The organism is Kitasatospora sp. NPDC036934, assembly GCF_055608425.1.
Genome location: NZ_JBVJQR010000004.1, coordinates 95366 through 119036 on the forward strand (window position 1 = coordinate 95366; position 23671 = coordinate 119036).

At 72.9% G+C, this 23671-nt stretch carries 17 protein-coding genes; 8 read left to right on the forward strand and 9 right to left on the reverse strand.

Features of this window, described 5'->3' with window-relative positions:
- Nucleotides 1-398: 398 nt before the first annotated feature.
- The 5 genes from leuS (at nucleotide 399) to ACZ7BZ_RS07860 (ending at nucleotide 9084) form a co-directional block, all read left to right on the forward strand.
- The gene (gene leuS / locus ACZ7BZ_RS07840; RefSeq protein ID WP_470357604.1) at nucleotides 399-3287 is read left to right on the forward strand and encodes a leucine--tRNA ligase; all 2889 of its coding nucleotides are present in this window, start codon (nucleotides 399-401) and stop codon (nucleotides 3285-3287) included.
- 339 nt (nucleotides 3288-3626) lie between these two features.
- Nucleotides 3627-4391, forward strand: a complete 765-nt coding sequence (locus tag ACZ7BZ_RS07845) for a hypothetical protein (RefSeq protein WP_470357605.1) — start codon at nucleotides 3627-3629, stop codon at nucleotides 4389-4391.
- A 102-nt stretch (nucleotides 4392-4493) separates the two neighbouring features.
- Nucleotides 4494-5339: a DegV family protein gene (locus ACZ7BZ_RS07850; RefSeq protein ID WP_470357606.1), complete on the forward strand. Its 846-nt coding sequence runs from the start codon at nucleotides 4494-4496 to the stop codon at nucleotides 5337-5339.
- 173 nt (nucleotides 5340-5512) lie between these two features.
- Nucleotides 5513-6439 carry a helix-hairpin-helix domain-containing protein gene (locus tag ACZ7BZ_RS07855; protein ID WP_470357607.1) on the forward strand — a complete coding sequence of 309 codons (927 nt, stop codon included), beginning with the start codon at nucleotides 5513-5515 and terminating at the stop codon, nucleotides 6437-6439.
- Between the two features lie 47 nt (nucleotides 6440-6486).
- Nucleotides 6487-9084, forward strand: coding sequence for a ComEC/Rec2 family competence protein (locus ACZ7BZ_RS07860; protein WP_470357608.1), 2598 nt, complete (start codon nucleotides 6487-6489; stop codon nucleotides 9082-9084).
- Between the two features lie 241 nt (nucleotides 9085-9325).
- Here the strand turns inward: ACZ7BZ_RS07860 and ACZ7BZ_RS07865 are convergent, their stop codons facing one another.
- On the reverse strand, nucleotides 9326-10597 hold the full coding sequence (locus tag ACZ7BZ_RS07865; RefSeq protein ID WP_470357609.1) for an MFS transporter: 1272 nt from the start codon (nucleotides 10595-10597) through the stop codon (nucleotides 9326-9328).
- A gap of 139 nt (nucleotides 10598-10736) precedes the next feature.
- On the opposite strand from ACZ7BZ_RS07865, the gene ACZ7BZ_RS07870 reads away from it, so the two are divergent.
- On the forward strand, nucleotides 10737-11672 hold the full coding sequence (locus ACZ7BZ_RS07870) for a LysR family transcriptional regulator (protein ID WP_470357610.1): 936 nt from the start codon (nucleotides 10737-10739) through the stop codon (nucleotides 11670-11672).
- 120 nt (nucleotides 11673-11792) lie between these two features.
- Here ACZ7BZ_RS07870 and ACZ7BZ_RS07875 read toward each other — a convergent pair whose 3' ends face one another.
- The gene (locus ACZ7BZ_RS07875; protein WP_470357611.1) at nucleotides 11793-12086 is read right to left on the reverse strand and encodes a hypothetical protein; all 294 of its coding nucleotides are present in this window, start codon (nucleotides 12084-12086) and stop codon (nucleotides 11793-11795) included.
- A gap of 216 nt (nucleotides 12087-12302) precedes the next feature.
- On the opposite strand from ACZ7BZ_RS07875, the gene holA reads away from it, so the two are divergent.
- Nucleotides 12303-13301, forward strand: a complete 999-nt coding sequence (gene holA, locus ACZ7BZ_RS07880) for a DNA polymerase III subunit delta (protein WP_465741925.1) — start codon at nucleotides 12303-12305, stop codon at nucleotides 13299-13301.
- 49 nt (nucleotides 13302-13350) lie between these two features.
- Here holA and ACZ7BZ_RS07885 read toward each other — a convergent pair whose 3' ends face one another.
- The 3 genes from ACZ7BZ_RS07885 to ACZ7BZ_RS07895 all read right to left on the reverse strand — a co-directional run bounded on the left by ACZ7BZ_RS07885 (nucleotide 13351) and on the right by ACZ7BZ_RS07895 (nucleotide 15324).
- Nucleotides 13351-14001, reverse strand: coding sequence for a hypothetical protein (locus ACZ7BZ_RS07885; protein ID WP_470357612.1), 651 nt, complete (start codon nucleotides 13999-14001; stop codon nucleotides 13351-13353).
- A gap of 524 nt (nucleotides 14002-14525) precedes the next feature.
- Entirely contained in the window at nucleotides 14526-14795 is a 270-nt protein-coding gene (rpsT, locus tag ACZ7BZ_RS07890; RefSeq protein WP_045938443.1) for a 30S ribosomal protein S20, read from the reverse strand.
- A 223-nt stretch (nucleotides 14796-15018) separates the two neighbouring features.
- On the reverse strand, nucleotides 15019-15324 hold the full coding sequence (locus ACZ7BZ_RS07895) for an antibiotic biosynthesis monooxygenase family protein (protein WP_470357613.1): 306 nt from the start codon (nucleotides 15322-15324) through the stop codon (nucleotides 15019-15021).
- 190 nt (nucleotides 15325-15514) lie between these two features.
- Between ACZ7BZ_RS07895 and lepA the strand changes: the two genes are divergently transcribed.
- The gene (lepA, locus tag ACZ7BZ_RS07900; protein ID WP_380455497.1) at nucleotides 15515-17383 is read left to right on the forward strand and encodes a translation elongation factor 4; all 1869 of its coding nucleotides are present in this window, start codon (nucleotides 15515-15517) and stop codon (nucleotides 17381-17383) included.
- A gap of 61 nt (nucleotides 17384-17444) precedes the next feature.
- Here the strand turns inward: lepA and ACZ7BZ_RS07905 are convergent, their stop codons facing one another.
- The 4 genes from ACZ7BZ_RS07905 to ACZ7BZ_RS07920 form a co-directional block, all read right to left on the reverse strand.
- Nucleotides 17445-18527 (reverse strand): NAD(P)/FAD-dependent oxidoreductase, encoded by a 1083-nt coding sequence (locus ACZ7BZ_RS07905; RefSeq protein WP_470357614.1) that lies wholly within the window; start codon nucleotides 18525-18527, stop codon nucleotides 17445-17447.
- 88 nt (nucleotides 18528-18615) lie between these two features.
- Nucleotides 18616-19530 carry an RNA polymerase sigma factor SigJ gene (sigJ, locus tag ACZ7BZ_RS07910; RefSeq protein ID WP_470357615.1) on the reverse strand — a complete coding sequence of 305 codons (915 nt, stop codon included), beginning with the start codon at nucleotides 19528-19530 and terminating at the stop codon, nucleotides 18616-18618.
- 81 nt (nucleotides 19531-19611) lie between these two features.
- Complete coding sequence (locus tag ACZ7BZ_RS07915; protein WP_470357797.1) at nucleotides 19612-21606, reverse strand: ABC transporter ATP-binding protein; 1995 nt, start codon at nucleotides 21604-21606, stop codon at nucleotides 19612-19614.
- 26 nt (nucleotides 21607-21632) lie between these two features.
- Nucleotides 21633-23366 (reverse strand): ABC transporter ATP-binding protein, encoded by a 1734-nt coding sequence (locus ACZ7BZ_RS07920; protein WP_470357616.1) that lies wholly within the window; start codon nucleotides 23364-23366, stop codon nucleotides 21633-21635.
- Between the last annotated feature and the right edge of the window lie 305 nt (nucleotides 23367-23671).

Consider the following 23671-nt stretch of genomic DNA (forward strand, 5'->3'; position numbering starts at 1 on the left):
GCGTTCCGGGGCGTTTCTGAGGTGTTAGTGGGCGTTACTCGGGCGCTACCGGGCGTTCCGAGGCGTTCTGGAGTGCTTCCGGAATGTCTTCCGGGGTGCGTTCTGGCGTCCCAGGGGTTCCCGGGGCGTTCCGGGCACTCCGGGGTGCCGTCGGTGGGACGGCCCGGAGTGCCCTGACCTGCTTGCGGTACCCTGAGCCCATGCGAACCGTGCGCCTGCTCCTTAGCCGGCCGCGCTGACCAGGACCGGCCGCGCCCTCGGGCGGTGCCGGAGTCGGCGTGGCGTCCCCTCCTGCGAGGGGATTTTTTGTTTTCCGCCCCCGCCCGCTTCGTGGGACGGGTCCACGGTCGGCCGCGTCGCGCGGTTCGCCAACTGACACCGATGGAGCTTGAAGGACGATGAGCGAGACGACCCCTGCGTCCGGCGCGGCCGAGACCGCGACCGAGCCGTTCCGGTACAGCGCCGCGCTGGCGGCGGAGATCGAGTCCCGCTGGCAGGACATCTGGGAGAAGGAGGGCACCTTCCACGCCCCCAACCCCACCGGTGAGCTCGCCGACCCGTCCGCCGGGGACGTCGCCGCGAGGCCGCACAGCTTCATCATGGACATGTTCCCGTACCCCTCGGGCGCGGGCCTGCACGTCGGCCACCCGCTGGGCTACATCGCCACCGACGTCTTCGCCCGCTACCAGCGGATGACCGGCCACAACGTGCTGCACACGCTGGGCTACGACGCCTTCGGCCTGCCCGCCGAGCAGTACGCCGTGCAGACCGGCACCCACCCGCGGGTCTCCACCGAGGCCAACATCGCCAACATGCGCCACCAGCTGCGCCGGCTGGGCCTGGGCCACGACCCCCGCCGCTCGATCTCCACGATCGACCCGGACTACTACCGCTGGACGCAGTGGATCTTCCTGCAGATCTTCAACTCCTGGTACGACCAGGAGGCGGGCAAGGCCCGTCCGATCGCCGAACTGGTCGCCGCGTTCGAGTCCGGCGCGCGAGAGGTGCCGGGCGGCCGCGCCTGGGCCGAGCTGTCCGCCGGCGAGCGTGACGAGGTGCTGGGCGAGTACCGCCTGGCGTACGCCAAGGAGGTGCCGGTCAACTGGTGCCCCGGCCTGGGCACCGTGCTGGCCAACGAGGAGGTCACCGCGGACGGCCGCTCCGAGCGCGGCAACTTCCCGGTGTTCAAGTCCAACCTGCGGCAGTGGATGATGCGCATCACCGCGTACTCCGACCGCCTGATCGCCGACCTGGACCTGCTGGACTGGCCCGAGGCCATCAAGCTGCAGCAGCGCAACTGGATCGGCCGCTCCGAGGGTGCCCGGGTCGACTTCGCGGCCCCCGGCGACCGGAAGATCACCGTCTTCACCACCCGGCCCGACACCCTGTTCGGCGCCACCTACATGGTGCTGGCGCCCGAGCACGGCCTGGTCGACTCGATCGTCCCCGCCGCCTGGCCCGAGGGCGTCCCCGCCGAGTGGACCGGCGGCGCCGCCACCCCCGCCGAGGCCGTCGCCGCCTACCGTGCCACGGCCGCCGCCAAGTCGGACGTCGAGCGCCAGGTCGAGGCCAAGGTCAAGACCGGCGTCTTCACCGGCGCCTACGCCGTCAACCCGGTCAGCGGCGAGTCCGTCCCGGTGTTCATCGCCGACTACGTGCTGATGGGCTACGGCACCGGTGCCATCATGGCCGTCCCGGCCCACGACCACCGCGACTTCGCCTTCGCCCGCGCCTTCGCGCTGCCGATGCGCTGCGTCGTCGAGCCCACCGACGGGCGGGGATCCGACCCGGCCGAGTGGGACGACGCCTTCGACACCTACGACTCGGTCATCGTCAACTCGGCGCGCCCCGAAGGCGGTCCGTCCCTGGACGGGCTGAGCGTCGTGGACGCCAAGGCCCGGGTCACCGAGTGGCTGGCCGAGCGCGGCATCGGCGAGGGCACCGTCAACTACCGCCTGCGCGACTGGCTGTTCAGCCGTCAGCGGTACTGGGGCGAGCCCTTCCCGATCGTCTACGACGAGGACGGCGTGATGCACGCGCTGCCCGAGTCGATGCTGCCGGTCGAGGTCCCCGAGGTCGACGACTACTCGCCGCGCACCTACGACGCCTACGACTCCGCCTCGTCGCCGGAGACCCCGCTGTCCCGCAACGAGGACTGGGTCAACGTCGAACTGGACCTGGGCGACGGCGTCAAGACGTACCGCCGCGAGACCAACACCATGCCCAACTGGGCCGGCTCCTGCTGGTACGACCTGCGCTACGTCGACCCGACGAACGCCGACGCCGTGGTCGACCCGGCCAACGAGCGCTACTGGCTGGGCCCCACCGAGGCCAAGCCGGCCGGCGGCGCCGACCTGTACGTCGGCGGCGCCGAGCACGCCGTGCTGCACCTGCTGTACGCCCGCTTCTGGCACAAGGTGCTGCACGACCTGGGCCACGTCTCCTCCGTCGAGCCGTTCCACAAGCTGTTCAACCAGGGCATGATCACCGCGGACGTCTACCGCGACGAGCGCGGCTTCCCGGTGCCCGCCGCCGAGATCGAGGAGCGCGACGGCAAGTACTTCTGGCAGGGCGAGCCGGTCAAGCGCGAGGCCGGCAAGATGGGCAAGTCCCTGAAGAACGCCGTCGCCCCGGACGAGATCGCCGACGAGTACGGCGCCGACACCCTGCGCCTGTACGAGATGTCGATGGGCCCGCTGGACGTCTCCCGCCCCTGGGACACCCGGGCCGTCGTCGGCTCGTACCGCTTCCTGCAGCGGCTGTGGCGCAACGTCGTCTCCGAGACCACCGGTGAGCTGGTCGTCACCGACGAGGCGCCGGACGACGCGACGCTGCGCGCCCTGCACAAGGCGATCGACGGCATCCGCGGCGACATGGCCGGGCTGCGCTTCAACACGGCCGTCGCCAAGGCGATCGAGCTGAACAACTTCCTGGTCAAGCGCGGCTCCACGCCGCGCGCCGTGGCCGAGCAGCTGGTACTGATGGTCGCGCCGCTGGCCCCGCACATCGCCGAGGAACTGTGGCGCCGCCTGGGCCACGGCGACTCGCTGGCGCACGCCGACTACCCGGTGGCGGACCCGGCGTACGTGGTCGACGAGACGGTGACCTGCGTCGTCCAGATCAAGGGCAAGGTCAAGGCCCGGCTGGAGGTCGCGCCCGGCATCAGCGACGCCGAGCTGGAGGCGCTGGCGCTGGCGGACCCGGCGGTCGTCGCGGCGATCGGGGACGCGGCGGTGCGCAAGGTGATCGCCCGGGCGCCGAAGCTGGTGAACATCGTGACCGGCTGAGGCCGGTTCGGGGCCGGTGGCTGATCGGGCGGGTGTCCTTCGGGGCGCCCGCCCGGTGCTTTGTGGGGCGCGGCGGTGCTTCGGGCCGTCGTGGCGGTGCTTTGTGCGGTCGTGGCGGTGTTCTGTGGCGTCGTGTCCGTGCCTTTGGCGGTCGTGGCGGATGGGCGGGGGCTCGGGCGGGCGGGCCCTCGGGGAGATCCCCGATCTGTCCCTGATCTCCGCCCGTCGGACCCCCTCGCACTGCCCTCCGGCCCGGTGCCACGGCTACGGTGGAACCCACGGCAATGCGGCCCGCGTTGGGCCGTCGGGGGCCGGAACGGTGGCGGAAGGTGGCGCGCGATGGACGTGTTCGGCGTGATGGTCGGCTTGGTCCTGCTCTTCGGGATCGCGACGCTCGTCCTGGCCGTGGTCGGCACGGTGAAGGCGGCCAAGGCCGTCGCCGCGAAGGTCGAGAAGCACGAGGCCAACGCGCGGCGCGCCGTCGAGACCGCCACCCTCAAGGCGAAGACCTACACCAAGGTCGGCCCGCCCGCGCAGATCGCCACCGTCCGCCTCAAGCTGCGCACCGCGCTCGACGGCACTCGGCAGGTGCTGGAGGGCGGACTGGCGGACGACAGCCAGCTCGGCGAGTCCCTCGCGCTGCTGACCCGGCTGGACGCGCACGCGGCCGAGCTGGACGGCGAACTGCGGCTGCTGGAGCGTGAGCCGGGCACCGCCCGGATCGCGGCCAAGCTGCCGGAGCTGCGGGAACGGGCGGAGCGGATCACCCACGCGGCGGAGACCATGAGGTGGGCGGCGCAGGACCGTATGCACCGGTTCGCGGACGACGAGCTGAGCCGGCTGAGCCAGGAGTGCGAGAGCGAGGCGGGGGCGCTGCGGCACTGGGACTCGGGGGGTGCCGGTTCTGCTGGTTCTGCCGGTTCCGCTGGGGCTTCCGGAGTGGGTGCGTCGGGGAGTGGTGAGGCCGCTCGGGCGGGGCTGACGGACGGGAAGGGGCGGCCGAGCGCCGAGGACCTGCTCGGGCTGGCCGACCCGCTGGCGAAGCTGGCGCAGCGGCTGCGGAAGCCGTCGACGGGCACCTCGACGGGGCCGTCGGCGGGCTGACCCCGGTGCGCGTCCGGGCCTGCCGGGCGGTGCGCGCCCGGCCTGCGGGGGAGCGCGTGCGGGCGCTGTCCTCCCGGACGAACGGGGAGTAATCTCCGCCTCATGCCCTCCGACCTCGCACTTGTCACCGATTCCACGGCCTATCTGCCGCAGGACTCCCTCGACCGGTACGGGATCACGGTGGTTCCGCTGAGCGTCGCGGTCGGTGACTCGGTCCTCTGCGAGGGCGTCGAGATCTCCCCGAAGGACGTCGCCGAGGCGCTGCGCTCGAAACAGCGGGTGACCACCTCCCGGCCCAACCCGGAGACCTTCGCCGCCACCTACCGGGCGGCCGCCGAGGCCGGGGCGAAGGGGATCGTCTCGGTGCACATCTCCGGCGAGCTCTCCGGCACGGTCGAGGCCGCCCGGCTGGCGGCCGCCGAGGCGCCCGTACCGGTGCGGGTGGTGGACAGCCGCCTGGTCGGCATGGCCCTCGGCTACGGGGTGCTGGCGGCGGCCGAGGCCATCGCGGACGGCCGGGGACTGGCGGAGGCGGCCGAGGCCGCGACCCGGCGGGCGGCCGGGACCAGCGGCTTCTTCTACGTGGACACCCTGGAGCACCTGCGTCGGGGCGGGCGGATCGGGGCGGCGCGGGCACTGCTCGGGTCGGCGCTGGCGGTCAAGCCGCTGCTGCACCTGGACGGGGGGCGGATCGAGCCGCTGGAGAAGGTGCGGACGGCGTCGCGGGCGATCGCCCGGCTGGAGGAGATCGCGGTCGAGCGCTCGGGGGAGGGCGAGGTGGACATCACCGTGCACCACCTGGCGGCCGAGGAACGGGCCGAGCCGCTCGCGGAGCGGCTGCGGATGCGGGTGCCGGGGCTGCGAGAGCTGTACGTGGGCGAGGTGGGGGCGGTGATCGGCGCGCACGTCGGGCCCGGCTTGCTGGCGGTGGTGGTCGCGCCGCGCTGAGGCGGGGGGGCGGGGCGTGAGGTGGGGCGGTGGCTTGGGGCGTCGTGCGCCGGTCAATTTCGGGGAGGGGCGGCCACTCGTGTGAGTGACCGTTTTTATCCACAACCCCCGGGTTATCCACAGGGTTTCGGTAATTCCCGCACGCCCGCCGGAGGGCTCCTAGCGTCCTCGCCATGACGACCTTGGGCCTGGGCGCGGCGAAGCGCCAAGCGATCAACGAGACGGTGCGGCTGCGGATGGCGGCGCTGCTGCCGACGGACGGCGAGCCGGTGGGTACGGACGGCGAGCCGGTGGGTGCCGATCGGGCCGCTGCCGTGCCGCCGTCACCCGCTCCGGCGCCTCCCGCAGCGCCGGGGGAGCCGGCAGCGCCGCCTCCGGGAGCGGCGGTCCTTCCCGATCCGCCGGGGGCCGGGGCGCGCCTGCGGTTCGCCTCGGTGCTGGCGCTCGACCGACGGGCGGTGGCCGGGCTGACGATCCTGCTGCTCTTCGCGGTGGGTTACGCCGTGCAGCACTTCTGGCTGGCCAGGCCGGAGGCGGTGGCCGTACCGGCGTTGGCCGGGGCCTCGGTGCCGCCGGAGCCGGGCCCGGCTGCGAGCGACGGCCCGCCCGGCAGCGGGGCCGGTCCGCCGGCGGTTGCCGCGGGCCCGGGGGCCGAGGCCGCCGTGGTCATCGACATCGGCGGCCGGGTCCACGTGCCGGGCCTGCACACCCTGCCCGGCGGATCGCGGGTGGCCGACGCCCTGAGGGCGGCCGGCGGCCCGCTGCCGGACACGGACACCCGGGGCCTCAACCTGGCCCGCGTCCTGACGGACGGTGAGCAGATCCTGGTCGGCGAGCAGGTGTCGGCCCCGGTGCCCGTTCCGGTCCCCGCCGGCCCGGGCGTACTGTCCGGCGCCGGTACGCCCCGATCACCCGTCAGCCTCAACCGCGCCACCCTCGAACAGCTCGACTCCCTCCCCGGCGTCGGCCCGACCCTCGCCCAGCGCATCCTCGCCTACCGCACCTCGCACGGCTCGTTCCGCTCGATCGACCAGCTCCGGCAGGTCAGCGGGATCGGCACCCGAACATTCGCGGAACTCCGTCCGCTGCTCACCCTCTGACGCCCGTTCCCTCCTCCGCCGCGCCGCCCCCGAAGGGAGGTACCGCCTTGTCCGCCACCACCGCTTCGCTCCCGCGTCCCCGTTCCTCAGGTCCCGACTTCCGGCTGCTGCTGCCCGCCGTCTCGGCCTGGCTGGTCACGGCGGTGCTCCTGCCCCTCGGGCCGGGAGCCGAGCCGGCGCTCTTCGCGCTGGCCGGCGGCGCCGTGCTCGCGGCCGTCCTGCTGCTGGCCCGGCCGGGCCAGCAGCGCCGGCGCGGTGCCGCGGTGGCGCTGGCAGCCGTGCTGCTCTCCGGCGCGGCGGCCGCGATCGCGACCCCGCTGCACACCGCCGACCTGCACCGGGGGCCCCTGCCGGAACTCGCCCGCGCGGCCGAACAGGCGCCCCCGCGCTCCCCGGGCGAGCCCGCCCCGGCGGTGGAGGTGGAGCTGACCGTCGAGGGCGACCCGAAGGTCCACACCTCCCGGGGCGGTACCACCGGCGGACAGACCCTGCTCACCGTCGAGGCCGTGGCCGACCGTGCCACCGTCCTCCCGGGCGGGCGACCCACCCGGACACACACCCCGGTGACCGTCATGGTCCGTGGTCCGGAGACCGAGCCCTGGCTGCGGCTGCTGCCGTCCGAGCGGCTGGCCGTCGAGGCCGAAGTGCGTCCGGCGGGGGAGGGCCACGACACCGAGTCCGCAGCACTGCTGGTCGCCCACGGCCCGCCCCGGCAGCTCGCGCCGCCGAGCCTGCCGCAGCGGATCGCCGGGCGGCTGCGCGAGGGACTGCGCACGGCCAGCGACGGGCTCCCGCCGGACGCGCGCGGACTGCTCCCGGGGCTGGTCGTCGGCGACACCTCGCGGCTGCCCGACGACCTGGTGGACGCCTTCCGGGCCACCGACCTGGTGCACCTGGTGGCGGTCAGCGGGGCCAACCTGGCGATCGTCCTCGGCGTACTGCTGGGCGCACCCGGCCAGGCCGGCACCGCGGAACGGCGTGGACTGGCCGCGCTGCTGGGGCTGTCGCTGCGCACCAGCGCGCTGCTCGGCACGGGGCTGGTGCTGGCCTTCGTGACCGTCTGCCGACCCGAGCCCAGCGTGCTGCGGGCAGCCGGGACGGGACTGATCGGCATGCTGGCCCTGGCCACCGGCCGCCCCCGCCAGGCCGTACCCGCGCTCGCCGGGGCCGTACTGGTCCTCGTCCTACTGGATCCGTTCCTGGCCCGCTCCTACGGCTTCCTGCTCTCGGTGCTCGCCACCGCCGGGCTGCTGGTGCTCGGTCCGCCCTGGGCCGAGTCCCTGCGGGCCCGGCGCTGGCCGCACCACCTGGCGGGTGCGCTGGCGGCCACGGCGGCGGCGCAGGCGCTGTGCGCGCCGGTGACGGTGGTGCTGTCCGGGCACATCAGCCTGGTCGCGGTCCCGTGCAACCTGCTGGCCGAACTGGCGGTGGCTCCGGCGACACTGCTCGGCTTCGGAGTGCTCGCCCTGCAGCCGCTCTTCCCGTCCCTGGCCCGGCTGCTGGCCGAGCCGGCCGGGGTGCCGGCCAGTTGGCTGGCCTTCGTCGGACGGCGGGGGGCCGAGCTGCCCGGCGGTCAACTGCCATGGCCCGGCGGCTGGTTCGGGGTGGTCACGGTCGCCCTGGTGACCCTGGCCGCCTGCTGGGCGGCGCCGCTGCTACTGCCCCGACGGACGGAACCCGGCCGGCCGGTGCGTGTCCGGCGGCGCTGGGCCCGGGCCGTGGTGACGGGCGCGCTGCTGGTGGTGCTGCTGGCCGTACTGCTGCGCCCGCCGCAGCTCGCCCGGATCGCCACGGGCTGGCCGCCGCCGGGGTGGCGGCTGGCGATGTGTGACGTCGGGCAGGGAGACATGTTGGCCCTTGCCACCGGTGTTCCGGACAGTGCGGTGGTGGTCGACACCGGGCCGGATCCGGACGCCGCCGATCGGTGCCTGCGCGAGCTCGGTGTCACCAGAGTGCCGCTCCTGCTGCTGACCCACTTCCATGCGGACCATGTCGAGGGCGTGCCAGGGGTGTTGCGGGGGCGCCGGGTCGGCGCGGTCGAGGGCACGGTGCTGGACGACCCACCGGGCGAGGCGGCCCGGGTGACGGCGTGGGCGGCCGGGGCCGCCGTTCCGCTGCTGCGGGCGGGCCGTGGTGAGCGGCGCTCGGTCGGTGCGGGGCTGGCTTGGGACGTGGTGTGGCCCGTTCCCGGGGCGGTCGTTGACGCGCCAGGTGCGAACAACGCGAGTGTGGCACTGGTGGTGTCGCTGGCCGGCGGTCTGCGGATGGCGTTGCTCGGTGACCTCGAACCGCCGGCCCAGTCCGCCCTGTTGGGGCGTTTGGGCCGGGTCGACGTCCTGAAGGTGGCGCACCACGGCTCGGCGCATCAGGACTGGGACCTGACCGGTGCCCTGAGGCCCCGGCTCGCCCTGATCTCCTGCGGCGAGGGCAACGCGTACGGGCATCCTTCACCCCGTACGGTCGACCGCCTGCGCGCGCTGGGTGCCACCGTCCTGCGTACCGACCGCGCGGGGGACATTGCCGTGACGGGTGACTCCCCGTCCACCCTCGCCGTTGCCGTCCACCCCCAGCCCGCCCACGCGACCCGCTCGGGGCACTCCACCTCCGGGAGCTCCACCCGCAAGTCCCGCGCCCCGCCCCCGTGACCCCGCTCTCCTCTTCCCTCCACCAGGTGGGGTGGGCAGGGGGCGGGGGAGGTGGAGGGAGGGTGGGAGGGGGCGGGGGCCCCGGGGAAAGTGAATTGCGGCGCGTTCCGGGCCGACCCGGAACGTGCCGCAAGAGGGTCCTCCTTCCGCACCGGGTGGAGCAGCGTTCCCGACTGCGAGTCGCGGTTGAAGGCCGCGGAGGGCGCATGGACGACTTGGTGGGTCCGGGCGGGAGGGACGGTCAGGAGGTGGCGTGCGAGGGTTGCGGGCTCGGTGAGTGGGTGTGGCGGGGGAGGAGGAGCGGGGTGGCCAGGATGAGCAGGCCGGCGACTGCGAGGGCGGTGCGTGGGTCGGTGGTGGCGGCGAGGAGGCCACCGAGGGCGGTGCAGGTGGCGATGGCGGCCTGTTGGCCGATGGACCAGGCGGAGAGGGTGCGAGCGAGGCGGTGCTTGGGGGTGCGTTCGAGCCGGTAGGTGGCGAGCACCGGGTTGTAGAGGCTCATGTTGACGATGATCGCCAGCTCGACGGCCATCACGGTGAGCAGGCCGACCATGCCGGGGCGGACGAGGACCAGGCCGATCAGCCAGACGGCGCGCAGGGTGCCGACGGTTCGGAAGACCCGGTGCCGGCCGTAGCTGGCCACGACGCGCCGGGCCAGTCGGGACCCGATGAGTCCGCCGAGGCAGGGCGCGGCGAAGGCGAGGCCGTACTGCCACGGCGGGAAGTGGAGTTGGCGCAGCATGAGGACGGCCAGCACCGGTTCGGTGGCCATGATCAGCCCGCCGACGAGCAGGTTGTTGAGGTAGAGCGCCCGCAGGGCGGGGTCGCCGAGGATGTGCCGCCAGCCGTCGAGCAGCGCGCCCGCCCGTGCCGGGCTTTCGCCGCCCGCCCGTGCCGGGCTGACGGCGGGCGGTCGGGGAGGTTCCTCCCGGTCGCGGATGGCGGTGATGCCCAGGGCGGAGAGCAGATAGCTGAGCGCGTCGGCGATCACGGTGGTGACGGGCCCGAAGAGGCCGATGGCCGCGCCGCCCAGTGGGGGGCCGATCGCGATGGAGCTCCAGTTGGTGGATTCGAAGCGGGCGTTGGCCACCAGCAGGTCCTCGGGCCGGACGAGGGCCTTGAGGTGGGCGCCGCTGGCGGCGTTGAACGCGATCTTGGCGGCGGCGACCACGGCCGAGACGACGAGGAGTTGGACGAAGCCGAGCCGTCCGAGGGCGTAGGCGAGGGGGATCGTCGCCATGGCGGCGAAGCGGGCGAGGTCCATGGCGATCATCACCGGGCGCTTGCGCCGGAACTCCACCCAGGGCGCGAGCGGTACCGCGATCAGCGCGCCCATCGCGGGCCCCACCGCGGAGAGCGCGGAGACCTCGGCCGGTCCGGCGTGCAGCACCAGGACGGCCAGCAGCGGGAGCGCCCCGAAGCCCAGCCCGGAGCCGTACGCGCTCACCGCGTACGCCGCCCACAGCCAACCGAACCCCTGCCCGAGCGGTCTTCTGCCCACTACACCCCGCATGTCCGGCGCGCTCCCTCGGTATCTCATCCGCACAATCCGACGTTGACTGGTGAGAGCTAACCGAGCTGCGCGAGCGCAGGTCAAACAACCGCTTTCCGGTCTCCGTACAACCATTCGTTGTTCACTAAGGTGGGCCGACGTGGACCTCGAAGCCGTACGCACCTTCGCCGCCGCCGCGGACGCCGGCCAGTTCCAGAAGGCCGCCGCCGACCTGTCGATCACTCAGCAGGCCGTCTCCAAGCGCATCGCCACGCTGGAGCGGGATCTCGGGGTGCGGCTGTTCACCCGCACCCCGCGCGGTGCCGAACTCACCATCGACGGGCAGGCGTTCCTGCCGCACGCCCGGGATCTGCTGCGGGCCGCCGAGCGCGCGGTGGCCTCGGTGCGCACCGGCCGCCGGCCGCTGCGGGTCGACATCATCGCCTCGCGCGGCGCGGGCTCGGGGCTTATGCGGGACTTCCACCGCGCGCACCCCGAGGTCGATCTGGACGTGGTGATGCTGTTCGACGTCGAGGCGGCCGTCACCGCGATCCGCTCGGGGGCGATCGACGCGTCCTTCCGCGCGGTGGCCGCGCCCGGCCGCCCGTTCCCGGAGGACGTCGAGTCCGTCCGGGTGCTCGACGAGCCGCTGCAGCTCCTCACCGGGCCAGCCCACGCGCTGGCAGGCGCCCGTTCGGTGACCGTCGCCCAGCTCGCTGGGCACCGGATCTGGATGCCCGGCATCGCTCCGGGCACCGAGTGGGCCGCCTACTACGACGACCTCGTCGCCGAGTTCGGCCTCACCATCGAGGCGACCGGCCCGAACTTCGGCTCCGACGCGCTCCTGGACACCGTCGCCGACACCCCGGCCCTGGCGACCTTCATGAGCGAGCGCACCCGCCTGGTCTGGCCGGCTGGGCACGGTCTGCGCCGCATCCCGGTGACGGACCCGACGCTCGTCTACCCGCACTCGCTGCTGTGGCACCAGGACAACCCCCACCCGGCCCTGTCCACCCTCCGCGCCTACCTGGCCGCGGCGACGCCCGCTCATGACGCCGCCGGGACGTGGCGGCCGGACTGGGTGCTCCCGCGCTGAACATCCCGACCCCGGCCCCCACCCCGGCCCCCCACCCCGGCCCCCCGAATCCGGACATCCGGACATCCGGACATCCGGACATCCAGGCCCCCGGGCTCCACGGGCGGGCGGCGAGCCCGGTCAGGCCTCTTCGCGCCAGCCCTCGTACGAAGTGGCCAGGGTGTCGAGGGCGTGCAGGAGGGCCGGGGTCCATCCGTCGGACGGCGGGTCGAGGACGACCAGCCACTGGGCGTCCTCGGCGTCGTCCTCGCCGGCCAGGGCGTCGCGGACGATCTCCAGGTCGCCGAGGTCGGGGTGGGCGGCGGAGAGTTCCTCGGCGGCCTCGTCGGCGGTGTCGCGGTCGGGCAGGACGAGCAGCTGGCGGACGAACGGGTCGCCGACGTCCGGGAGGTCGGTGGTGTGGTTCTCGGTCACCGGGTCATTCTCCAGGGCGGGCCCGGTGGTCTGGCGGTAGGGGCCGGGCAGTCGGGTCGCCCTGTCGCCCTGTCGCCCTGTCGCCCTGTCCCCGTCGCGCCCCGGATCGTCGCGCCCCAGATCGGTCCCGCCCCGGTCGAGCCCGGTCGCGCCCCGTGCCGGTCGGCCTCGGTCGTCGGGCGGGAGTGTCCGCGGCGCGTGGGATGCTGGTAGGCGATGGCCAGGAAGAGTGCACCCGACGACCTGCTCGCCCCGCTGACCCTCGCGGTCGGCCAGGAGGAGCTGCTGCTGGACCGCGCGGTCGCCCAGGTGGTGGCCGCGGCCAAGGCGGCGGACCCGGACACCGACGTGCGGGACCTGCCGCCCGGCGCGCTGCAGCCCGGCAGCCTGGCCGAGCTGACCACGCCCTCGCTGTTCGCCGAGCGCAAGGTGATCGTGGTCCGGGCCGCGCAGGACCTCTCCGCCGACTCCGTGAAGGAGGTCAAGGCGTACATCGAGGCCCCGGCCGAAGAAGTGATCATGGTGCTGGTGCACGCTGGCGGGGCCAAGGGCAAGGGCCTGCTGGACGCCGGCCGCAAAGCGGGCGGGCGTGAGGTGGCCTGCGCCAAGCTGGCCAAGGCGAGCGAGCGACTGGCCTTCGTCAAGGGCGAGTTCCGTACCCTGGGCCGCTCCGCGACCCCGGAGGCCTGCCAGGCGCTGCTGGACTCGCTCGGCAGCGATCTGCGCGAACTCGCCGCCGCCTGCAGTCAGTTGACTTCGGATGTCGAGGGCGCGATCGACGACACGGTGGTGGCCCGCTACTACAGCGGCCGGGCCGAGGCGACCGGATTCGAGGTGGCCGACCTGGCCGTCACCGGCCGGGCGGCGGAGGCGCTGGAGCGGCTGCGCTGGGCGCTGGCCGTCGGCCAGCCGCCGACCGGCATCACCTACGCGCTGGCCTCCGGTGTGCGCAGCATCGGGCGGCTGGCGACGACCGGGCGGAACATGCGCCCGGCCGACCTGGCCCGAGAGCTGGGCATGCCGCCGTGGAAGGTGGACCGGGTCCGCCAGCAGATGCGCGGCTGGACGGGCGACGCGGTGGCCACCGCGCTGACGGCCATCGCCCGGGCCGACGCCGACGTCAAGGGCGGTTCGGCCGACCCGGCCTACGCCCTGGAGCGCGCGGTGGTCGCCGTCGCCAAGGCCGCCCGGGCCGGCTCCCGGCCGTCCTACTGACCGTCCCCGCCCCCGGACCCCCAGACCCCAGACCCCCGGCCCCAGGCCGCTACTTCCGCATGGCACGTACGGCGTTGTCCGCGTCGGTCTGCAGGTCGTTGCGGAGTTCGGTCATGGACGGCGGGGTGCTCTTCCCCTGGGTGTAACTGGCGTTGTACGTGAGGTAGAAGGTCATCCCGCCGTCGCGGATGTCCATCTCGGCGTAGAGGCTGTGGTACGTCGACGAGCCGTCGTCCTTGTACAGGAAGTAGGCCTCGTCGCCGATCCCGCTGATGTCGGTGACCTGGTAGCCCCGGGCCCGGTAGAGCTCCTTGTTGGCCTTGAGCTCGGGCCCGGGGTTGACGGCCTTGTGCAGGTCGGCGCGGATGTAGACGGAGGCGAACTCGCTGTCGCTGTTGCCGCCGGTCCGCTTGAGCGACATCGAGCAGTTCATGCTGTCCAGCGCCGGGTTCCGGTCGGTGTGGTGGGACGGCGAGTTGGCATCGTTGGTGACGGAGTACGTCTCCAGCAGCCGGGAGGGCTTCGCGGTGGCGCAGAAGTCGTCGGAGAGGTGGTAGTTGCCGAGGCTGCGCGGCGAGGAGTCGCTGCTGACCAGGTCCGGGACGGCCAGCACGGCGGTGGTCCAGCCGGCCGAGGCGAGGAGCGCGCCGACGAAGGCCCAGACGGCGTTTCGGCGCAGGTTCCCGCCCTTCCGCGGCACCGCGCCGCCACCCGGCGCGCTCGGTGCACCCGGAAGCCCCGGTGTACCCGGAAGCCCCGGTGCACCCGGCAGCCCGGTCGGCGGCCCGAACCCGCCCACGACCGGCCCCGCCGCCCCCGGTACGGGAGTCCCGGCCCCCGGCGGTCCCGGAACCCCCGGCGCACCCGGCTGCTGCGGAAACCCGTACCCGGGCGCCGGCCCCGGTCCGTGCGGTGCCGAGGACGGCGGCGGTGGTGGTGGCGTCGTCATGGAAGTCCCCCCTGTGGACCGGCACCGAGGGTGCTCCCCGCACCCACGGTCGCGCGTGATCGACCATAGCGGCCGGCGCGTGGAACGCGACAGGCGCCGTGGTCCGCCTCCCGGAGGAGGCCGATCACGGCGCCTGTCGTACAGCTGAAGCTGTTGTGCACCGCACCCGCGTGGCGAACGCAGGCCGCGTACGGTGCGAGTCTCGCACACCTCGGAGTTCCGGGTAGAGGGCCGGGTCGCTCCGGGGTGGTGGGGGCATGCAGCCCCCGGGGGCGTCAGGCCTGGACGGCGGTGTTGACGCGCTTGGTGATGGCCGACTTCTTGTTGGCGGCCTGGTTGGCGTGGATGACGCCCTTGCTCACGGCCTTGTCCAGCGCCTTGGAGGCGGCGCGGGCCAGCACGGCGGCCTTCTCGGTCTCACCGGCGGCAGCGGCCTCGCGGGCCTTGCGCAGGGCGGTCTTCAGCGAGGACTTGACGGCCTTGTTGCGCAGGCGCGCCTTCTCGTTGGTCTTGTTGCGCTTGATCTGGGACTTGATGTTCGCCACGAAAGAGCCTCAGTCTTGTCTGAACGGGTTCTGGGTTCCCCCCGGCCGGAGGCTGGGGAGGTCTGCACCCGGGTGGCCGCCGGACCAGCTGAGAGGGCATGCCGGGGCCAGGTGCAGCAGCCCACGCTACCAGGGGCCCGCCACCCGCCCCAAACCGGCCGCCGGACGGACCGCCGGACGGACCGCCGGACGGACCGCCGGACCGCCCGCGGTCCGGGCCCGGCTAGGCGCTCAGCACCGGCTCCCCGTAGTGCTCGACCTCCGGGAACGGCCGGTAGAACCGGTGCAGCAGTTCGCGCCACCGCAGGTACTCGGCCGAGCCGCGGAAGCCCTCGGTGTGGTCGGCGAGGGTCTCCCACTCCACCTGGAGCAGGAAGCGCGAGCCGTGCCCCTCGTCCAGGCAGCGGCGCAGTTCCAGGGAGCGGAAGCCGCGCTGGACGGCGATCAGCGGGCGGGCCTCGGCGAAGGCGGCGAGGAACTCGTCCTCCCGGCCTGGCAGGACGTCGAGCAGGGCGCTTTCGAGGATCATGACGGGCCATCCTGCCGCCCCGCACCGGGGTCGCGGAAGGCTGTGAGGTGCCCGAACGGCGTCCCGGGTCCCGGTCGTGGGAGGATGGGAGGAACTATTTCGATCGGACGAGACTGTCCGGTCCCCGGGATAGCCGGTCAGCGATGATCCGGACACCCCCGGCCCCGGACCAACGGAGAATCGGACCAAGGTGCCCGCGACCCCCAGCAATGTGCCAGAGCCCAGCCGTACCGACCCGGCGCTGATCCGCAACTTCTGCATCATCGCCCACATCGACCACGGCAAGTCGACGCTCGCAGACCGGATGCTGCAGATCACCGGCGTGGTCGACCCGCGGCAGATGCGCGCCCAGTACCTCGACCGCATGGACATCGAGCGTGAGCGCGGCATCACCATCAAGTCGCAGGCGGTCCGCCTGCCGTGGGCCCCCAAGACCGGGCCGGACGCCGGGACGACGCACATCCTCAACATGATCGACACCCCCGGCCACGTGGACTTCACGTACGAGGTGTCCCGCTCCCTCGCGGCTTGCGAGGGCACCATCCTGGTGGTCGACGCGGCCCAGGGCATCGAGGCGCAGACCCTCGCCAACCTGTACCTGGCGCTGGAGAACGACCTCACGATCGTCCCGGTCCTCAACAAGATCGACCTGCCGGCCGCCCAGCCGGAGAAGTACGCCGCCGAGATCGCCCACATCATCGGCTGCGACCCCTCCGACGTGCTCCAGGTCAGCGCCAAGACCGGTCTCGGCGTCGAGGACCTGCTGGACCACATCGTCAACACCGTCCCGGCCCCGGTCGGCGTCAAGGACGCCCCGGCCCGCGCGATGATCTTCGACTCGGTGTACGACTCCTACCGTGGCGTGGTCACCTACGTCCGTGTGGTGGACGGTCAGCTCACCAAGCGCGAGCGCATCGCGATGATGTCCACCGGCGCCACCCACGAGCTGCTGGAGATCGGCGTCATCTCGCCGGAGCCGAAGGTCGCCGACGGCCTCGGCGTCGGCGAGGTGGGCTACATCATCACCGGTGTGAAGGACGTCCGGCAGTCCAAGGTCGGTGACACGATCACCTCGATGCACAAGGGCGCCACCGAGCCGCTCGGCGGCTACAAGGACCCGCGCCCGATGGTGTTCTCCGGCCTGTACCCGCTGGACGGCTCGGACTACCCGCTGCTGCGTGACGCCCTGGACAAGCTGCGCCTCAACGACGCCGCCCTGGTGTACGAGCCGGAGACGTCGGTCGCGCTCGGCTTCGGCTACCGCTGCGGCTTCCTCGGCCTGCTGCACCTGGAGATCATCCGGGAGCGCCTGGAGCGCGAGTTCAACCTCGATCTGATCTCCACCGCCCCGAACGTGGTCTACCGGGTGGTGATGGAGGACGGCACCGAGCACACCGTCACCAACCCGAGCGAGTTCCCGTCCGGCAAGATCTCCGAGGTCTACGAGCCGGTCGTGCGCGGCACCATCCTGGCGCCGAACGAGTTCGTCGGCGCGATCATGGAGCTCTGCCAGTCGCGTCGCGGCAACCTCCAGGGCATGGACTACCTGTCCGAGGACCGGGTCGAGCTGCGCTACACCCTGCCGCTCGCCGAGATCGTCTTCGACTTCTTCGACCAGCTGAAGTCCAAGACCCGCGGCTACGCCTCGCTCGACTACGAGCCCATCGGCGAGCAGAGCGCCCAGCTGGTCAAGGTCGACATCCTGCTGCACGGCGACCCGGTGGACGCGTTCTCCGCGATCGTGCACAAGGACAAGGCCTACAGCTACGGCGTGATGATGGCCGGCAAGCTGCAGAAGCTGATCCCGCGCCAGCAGTTCGAGGTGCCGATCCAGGCCGCCATCGGCTCCCGGGTGATCGCCCGTGAGACGGTCCGCGCCATCCGCAAGGACGTCCTCGCCAAGTGCTACGGCGGTGACATCTCCCGCAAGCGGAAGCTGCTGGAGAAGCAGAAGGAAGGCAAGAAGCGGATGAAGATGGTCGGCAGTGTGGAGGTCCCGCAGGAGGCCTTCATCGCCGCGCTGTCCACCGACGCCGAGGGGCCGAAGGACAAGAAGTAGCCGCGAGCGGCATGCGGCGAGGGGCCCGGGCATCCGTCCGGGCCCCTCCGCGTGTGCGGGCCTACTTCAGCGTGGCCAGCACGCCGGTGACGATCCCGGCCTTGGCCAACCGCCCCGCCGTGCCGGTGAGCACGGTGGGCTTCATGGAGTCGTCGGGGCGGACCAGCTGGAGCAGCCCGTCCCGCCGGCCGAGGCTGAGGCACTGCGCCACGTACCGGAACGAGAACGGCTCCGAGGTGCGCCCGTCGAGCAGTCGGCCCACGTACCTGCCCTGCGGCAGCGCGGTGGCGCAGCCCATCCGCAGGGTGCCGACGCCGGGGACGGTGACGGCGGCGGCGTCGCCGACCACGTGGATGTCGGGGTGCGAGAGCGAGCGCAGGTGGTCGTCCACCAGGGCCCGGCCGCGGTCGTCGACGGCCAGTCCGGCCCGGGCGCCCAGCGGGTGGGGTTCCATCGAGGCGGCCCACACGGTGAGCTCGGCGTCGATCGGTCCGGTGCCGGTGCGCAGCCCGTCGGGGGTGACCTCGGTGACGGTGGCGTTCTCGTGGACGGCGACGCCGAGCCGGTCGAGGACTCGCCGGACGTGGGCCCGGCCGCGCGGCGAGAGCCAGCCGCCGACCTGTCCGGCCGAGACGATCCGCACCCGCCAGCGGGGGTGGGCCTCGGCGAGTTCGGCCGCCAGTTCGATGCCGGTGGCGCCGCCGCCGACGACGGCGAGGGTGCCGGGGCGCTCGGCCCCGTCGATCAGGCGCCGCACCTCGTGGGCGCGCTCCACGGGGTGGGCGTGCTCGGAGGCGCCGGGGACGCCGTGCCAGGCGGTGCGGCTGCCGAGGGCGTAGACCAGGGTGTCGTAGCCGAGGGTGGTGCCGTCGTCCAGCAGGACCTGGCGCCCGGCCGGGTCGAGTTCGACGGCCCGGGCCCGGTGGTGCTCGACCCGGCGGCCGCGGGCGAGGTCGCCGAGGGCGGGCCAGTCGCGGCCGCGGCCGGCTGCCGTCTCGTGCTGGCGGACGCGGTGCTGGAGCCGCTCCTCGGGGGCGACCAGGGTGACGGCGCGGTGCCGTCCGGCGCCCTTGGCCGCGGTGAGGCCGGCGTACCCGGCGCCCAGGACGACGATCCGCCGGTCGGTGCTGGTGGTGCTGCTCATCTCGTCCGCCTCCTTGCGAGGGCGCTCCGGTGGAGCGCTGTTCGGGAAGGGGACGACGTGGCCGGCCGGGGTGTGACGGTGTCCTGCGTCACACCTGGACGGGGGCGATCCGGGCGAGCTTCTCGGGGTTGACCACGACGTACGCCTCGGCGATCCGCCCGCCGGCCAGGGCGAAGGCCACCACGCCGCCGACGGTGCCGGTCGCCTTCTCGTACCAGACCAGGCCGGGCTCGCCGTTGACCGTCGCGGGGCCGAGGGCGAACTCGGGGGTGAACCACTTCTCGACCAGGCCGGCCACCAGGCGGGCCACCTTGACGGCGCCGTGCACCGGGCGGGCGGCGGCGCGGACGATGCCGCCGCCGTCGGCGTGCCAGACCACGTCCGGGTCGAGGATCTCCATCAGGCCGAGGATGTCGCCCCTGGTGCTGGCGGAGGCGAACGCCTCGACGGCCCGGCGGTGTGCGGCCGGGTCGGTGCCGCCGGTGGGCCGGCCGCCGTCCTTGAGCCGGCGACGGGCCCGGGAGGCGAGCTGGCGGGTGGCGTCCGGAGTGCGGTCCAGGGAGGCGGCGATGTCGTCGAAGCCGACCGCGAAGACGTCGTGCAGGACGAGGGCGGCCCGTTCGGCGGGGGTGAGCCGTTCCAGGACGGCGAGCAGGGCGAGCGAGACGGACTCGCCGCGTTCGGCCAGGTCGGCGGGCGAGTCGGGGCCGTCCGCGTAGGAAACGGACGGCTCGGGCAGCCACTCGCCGTAGTAGGCCTCGCGGCGGGCCCGGGCGGAGCCCAGCTGGTCGTAGCAGAGCCGGGTGACCACGGTGGTGAGGAAGGCGCGCGGGTCGTCGACGGCGCCGCGGTCGGTGTCGCGCCAGCGAAGCCAGGCGTCCTGGAGGACGTCCTCGGCGTCGGCGAGGGAGCCGAGCAGCCGGTAGGCCACCGAGCCGAGGTAGCGGCGGTTCGCCTCGAAGGCGTCCGGGGCCTGGGCGGTGGCGGCGGGCTGTGCGGTCACGGGGGCCAAGGTAGCGCCCGTGGAGGGGAAAGCGAAGAGCCGGGGCGGTGGGTCCGCCCCGGCTCGTCACGTGAGGACGGATCAGTCCACCTCGGCCACGGCCTCCGCGAACTGCGCCTGGTAGAGCCGGGCGTAGGCGCCGTCGGCGGCGATCAGCTCGTCGTGGGAGCCCTGTTCCACGATGGAGCCGTTCTCCATGACGAGGATGACGTCGGCGTCGCGGATGGTGGAGAGGCGGTGGGCGATGACGAAGCTGGTGCGGCCGGTGCGCAGTCGGGCCATGGCCCGTTGGATGAGGACTTCGGTGCGGGTGTCGACCGAGCTGGTGGCCTCGTCGAGGACGAGGATCGACGGCTGGGCGAGGAAGGCCCGGGCGATGGTGATCAGCTGCTTCTCGCCGGCGCTGACGCCGGTGCCCTCGTCGTCGATGACGGTGTCGTAGCCGTCGGGGAGGGTGCGGACGAAGCGGTCGACGTGGGCGGCCTTGGCGGCTTCGACGACCTGTTCGCGGGTGGCGGAGCCGGCGCCGTAGGCGATGTTGTCGGCGATGGTGCCGCCGAACAGCCAGGTGTCCTGGAGGACCATGCCGATGCCGGAGCGCAGGTCCTCGCGGGACATCGCGGCGATGTCGGTGCCGTCGAGGGTGATCCGGCCGGAGCTGACCTCGTAGAACCGCATCAGCAGGTTGACCAGGGTGGTCTTGCCGGCGCCGGTGGGGCCGACGATGGCCACCGTCTGGCCGGGTTCGACCTTGAGCGAGAGGTCCTCGATGAGGGGCTTGTCGGGGTCGTAGCGGAAGGCCACGTCCTGGAAGGCGACCCGGCCGTGGACGGTGTCGGGCTTCTCCGGCATGGCCGGCTCGGGGCTCTGCTCGGGGGCGTCGAGCAGTTCGAAGACGCGCTCGGCGGAGGCGACTCCGGACTGCACCAGGTTGGCCATGCTGGCGACCTGGGTGAGCGGCTGGCTGAACTGCCGGGAGTACTGGATGAAGGCCTGGACGTCGCCGATGGACAGCGAGCCGCTGGCCACCCGCAGGCCGCCGACCACCGCGACCAGCACGTACTGGAGGTTGCCGATCAGCATCATCGCGGGCTGGATGATCCCGGAGATGAACTGGGCGCGGAAGCTGGCGTGGAACAGCGCGTCGTTGTGCTCGCGGAAGGTCTCGGCGGACTCGCGCTGCCGGCCGAACACCTTGACCAGGGTGTGGCCGGTGTACATCTCCTCGATGTGGGCGTTGAGTTGGCCGGTGGACTTCCACTGCTGGACGAACTGCGGTTGGGCCCGCTTGCCGACCTTGGCGGCGACGACCACCGACAGCGGCACCGAGACCAGGGCGATCGCGGCGAGCAGCGGGGAGATCCAGAACATGAACCCCAGCACACCGACCACGGTGAGCAGCGAGTTGACGATCTGTCCCATGGTCTGCTGCATCGACTGGCCGATGTTGTCGATGTCGTTGGTGACCCGGCTGAGCACCTCGCCGCGCGGCTGCTTGTCGAAGTAACTCAGCGGCAGCCGGGCGAGCTTGGCCTCGACGTCCTGGCGCAGCCGGTAGCTGGCGGACTGGATGGCCTTGGTGGCCAGGCGGCCCTGGACGATGCCGAACAGGGCGGAGGCGAGGTAGATGCCGAGCACCCAGAGCAGGATGGAGCCGATGGCGCCGAAGTCCATGCCGTGGCCGGGGGTGAAGTCGACCGCGGAGAGCAGGTCGGCGATGCCGCCCTCGCCGTGGGCGCGGAGCCCGGCGATGACCTCGGCCTTGGAGGCGCCGGGCTGGAAGCGGGCGCCGATGACGCCGGCGAAGATCAGGTCGGTGGCGTCGCCGAGGATCTTGGGGCCGGTGACGGCGCAGCCGATGCCGAGCAGGCCCAGCGCCAGGACGCCGAGCAGCAGCTTGCGTTCGGGGCGCAGCAGGCCGAGCACCCGCTTGCCGGAGCCCTTGAAGTCCATGGACTTCTCGGTGCCCTGGCCGCCCATGAAGCGGCCCGGTCCGGCGGGGCCGCGGCGGGCGGCGGCGGCCTGGGAGTCGCTGGGGAGCTTGTCGGCGCCCGCGTCCTTCGTGGGGGGTGTCATGCCGCCCGCGTCCTTCTTGGGGGTGGTCACGCCGCCTCCTGCTCGGTGAGCTGGGAGAGCACGATCTCCCGGTACGTCGGGTTGTCGGCCATCAGTTCGTGGTGGGTTCCGGTGCCGACGACGGCGCCCTCGTCCAGGACGATGATCCGGTCGGCGTCGCGGATGGTGGACACGCGCTGGGCGACGATCAGGACGGTGGCGTCGGCGGTCTCGCGGGCGAGGGCCTTGCGCAGCTTGGCGTCGGTGGCGTAGTCGAGCGCGGAGAAGGAGTCGTCGAAGAGGTAGACGTCGGGGCGGCGGACGAGGGCCCGGGCGATGGCCAGGCGCTGGCGCTGGCCGCCGGAGACGTTGCTGCCGCCCTGGGCGATCGGGGCGTCCAGGCCCTCGGTCAGCTTCTCGACGAACTCCTTGGCCTGGGCGATCTCCAGGGCGTGCCAGAGTTCCTCGTCGGTGGCGTCGGGCCGGCCGTAGCGGAGGTTGCTGGCGACGGTTCCGGTGAACAGGTAGGGCTTCTGCGGAACGATGCCGACGCTGTCGGCGATGGCGTCGGCGGAGAGCTCGCGCACGTCCACACCGTCGAGCAGGACCTGGCCGGAGGTGGCGTCGAAGAGCCGGGGGACGAGGCCGAGCAGGGTGGACTTGCCGCTGCCGGTGGAGCCGATGATGGCGGTGGTCTCGCCGGGGCGGGCGGTGAGCTCGATGCCGCGCAGCACCGGGGCCTCGGCGCCGGGGTAGCGGAAGTCGACGTCGCGCAGTTCCAGGTGGCCGCGGCGCAGCAGTTCGGTGACCGGGGCGGCGGGCGGGACGACGCTGGAGGAGGTGGCCAGGACCTCCTGGACGCGCTCGGCGCAGACCTCGGCGCGCGGCACCATCATGAACATGAAGGTGGCCATCATGACGCTCATCAGGATCTGCATCAGGTAGGACAGGAAGGCGGTGAGCGCGCCGATCTGCATGTCGCCGCTGTCGATGCGGTGGGCGCCGAACCAGAGCACCGCGATGCTGGAGACGTTCACGACCAGCATCACGGCCGGGAACATCACGGACATCAGCCGGCCGACCTGCCGGGCGACTTGGGTGAGGTCCTCGTTGGCCTCGCCGAAGCGGTGCTGCTCGTGGTCGTCCTTGACGAAGGCGCGGATGACCCGGATGCCGGTGATCTGCTCGCGCAGCACCCGGTTCACGGTGTCGATCTTCATCTGCATGCTGCGGAACTTCGGGCGCAGCGCCCGGACCAGCAGGGTGACGACGACGCCGAGCAGGGGGATGACGGCGAGCAGCAGCCCGGACAGCGGGACGTCCTGGTTGAGCGCCATGATGATGCCGCCGACGCACATGATCGGTGCGGCGACCATCAGCGTGAAGCTCATCAGGGCCAGCATCTGGACCTGCTGGACGTCGTTGGTGGTGCGGGTGATCAGGGAGGGCGCGCCGAACTGGCCGACCTCCCGGGAGGAGAAGCTCTGCACCCGGTCGAAGACGGCGGCGCGGACGTCGCGGCCGAAGGCCATCGCGGTGCGGGCGCCGTAGTAGACGGCGCCGATCGAGCACACTGCCTGGACGAGGGTGACACCGATCATCACGGCGCCCACGCGCAGGATGTAGCCGGTGTCGCCCTTGACCACGCCCTGGTCGATGATGTCGGCGTTGAGCGTGGGCAGGTACAGCGCGGCGAGGGTGGACACCAGCTGGAGGAGCACCAGCAGGGTGATCGGTCGGGAATATGGGCGCAGGTACGCCCGGAGCAGTCTGATCAGCACTGGCACACTCTTGTCGTCGCCGGTCGGGTTCGCACCCCAATTCTCGTTGTTCCAGGGCGTCGTACAGGCCATTCGGGGGCTGTCCGGCGGAGGTTTGCCTGGCCTTTGCCATCGTCGGGCCGACCGCCGGGCCGACGGCCCAGGTCACCGGCTGCGCGGGCCGGTCACCGGCGCCGCGGGGGCGTGCCAGCTGGATCCGCCCCCTTACGGAATGACCGGTTTCCCCCTAGGCTGCTGACTACGCCCTTGTTACTGACCGGTACCAACCGAGTTGACCGGGGCCCCGGCGGCCGCCCCCCACGGAC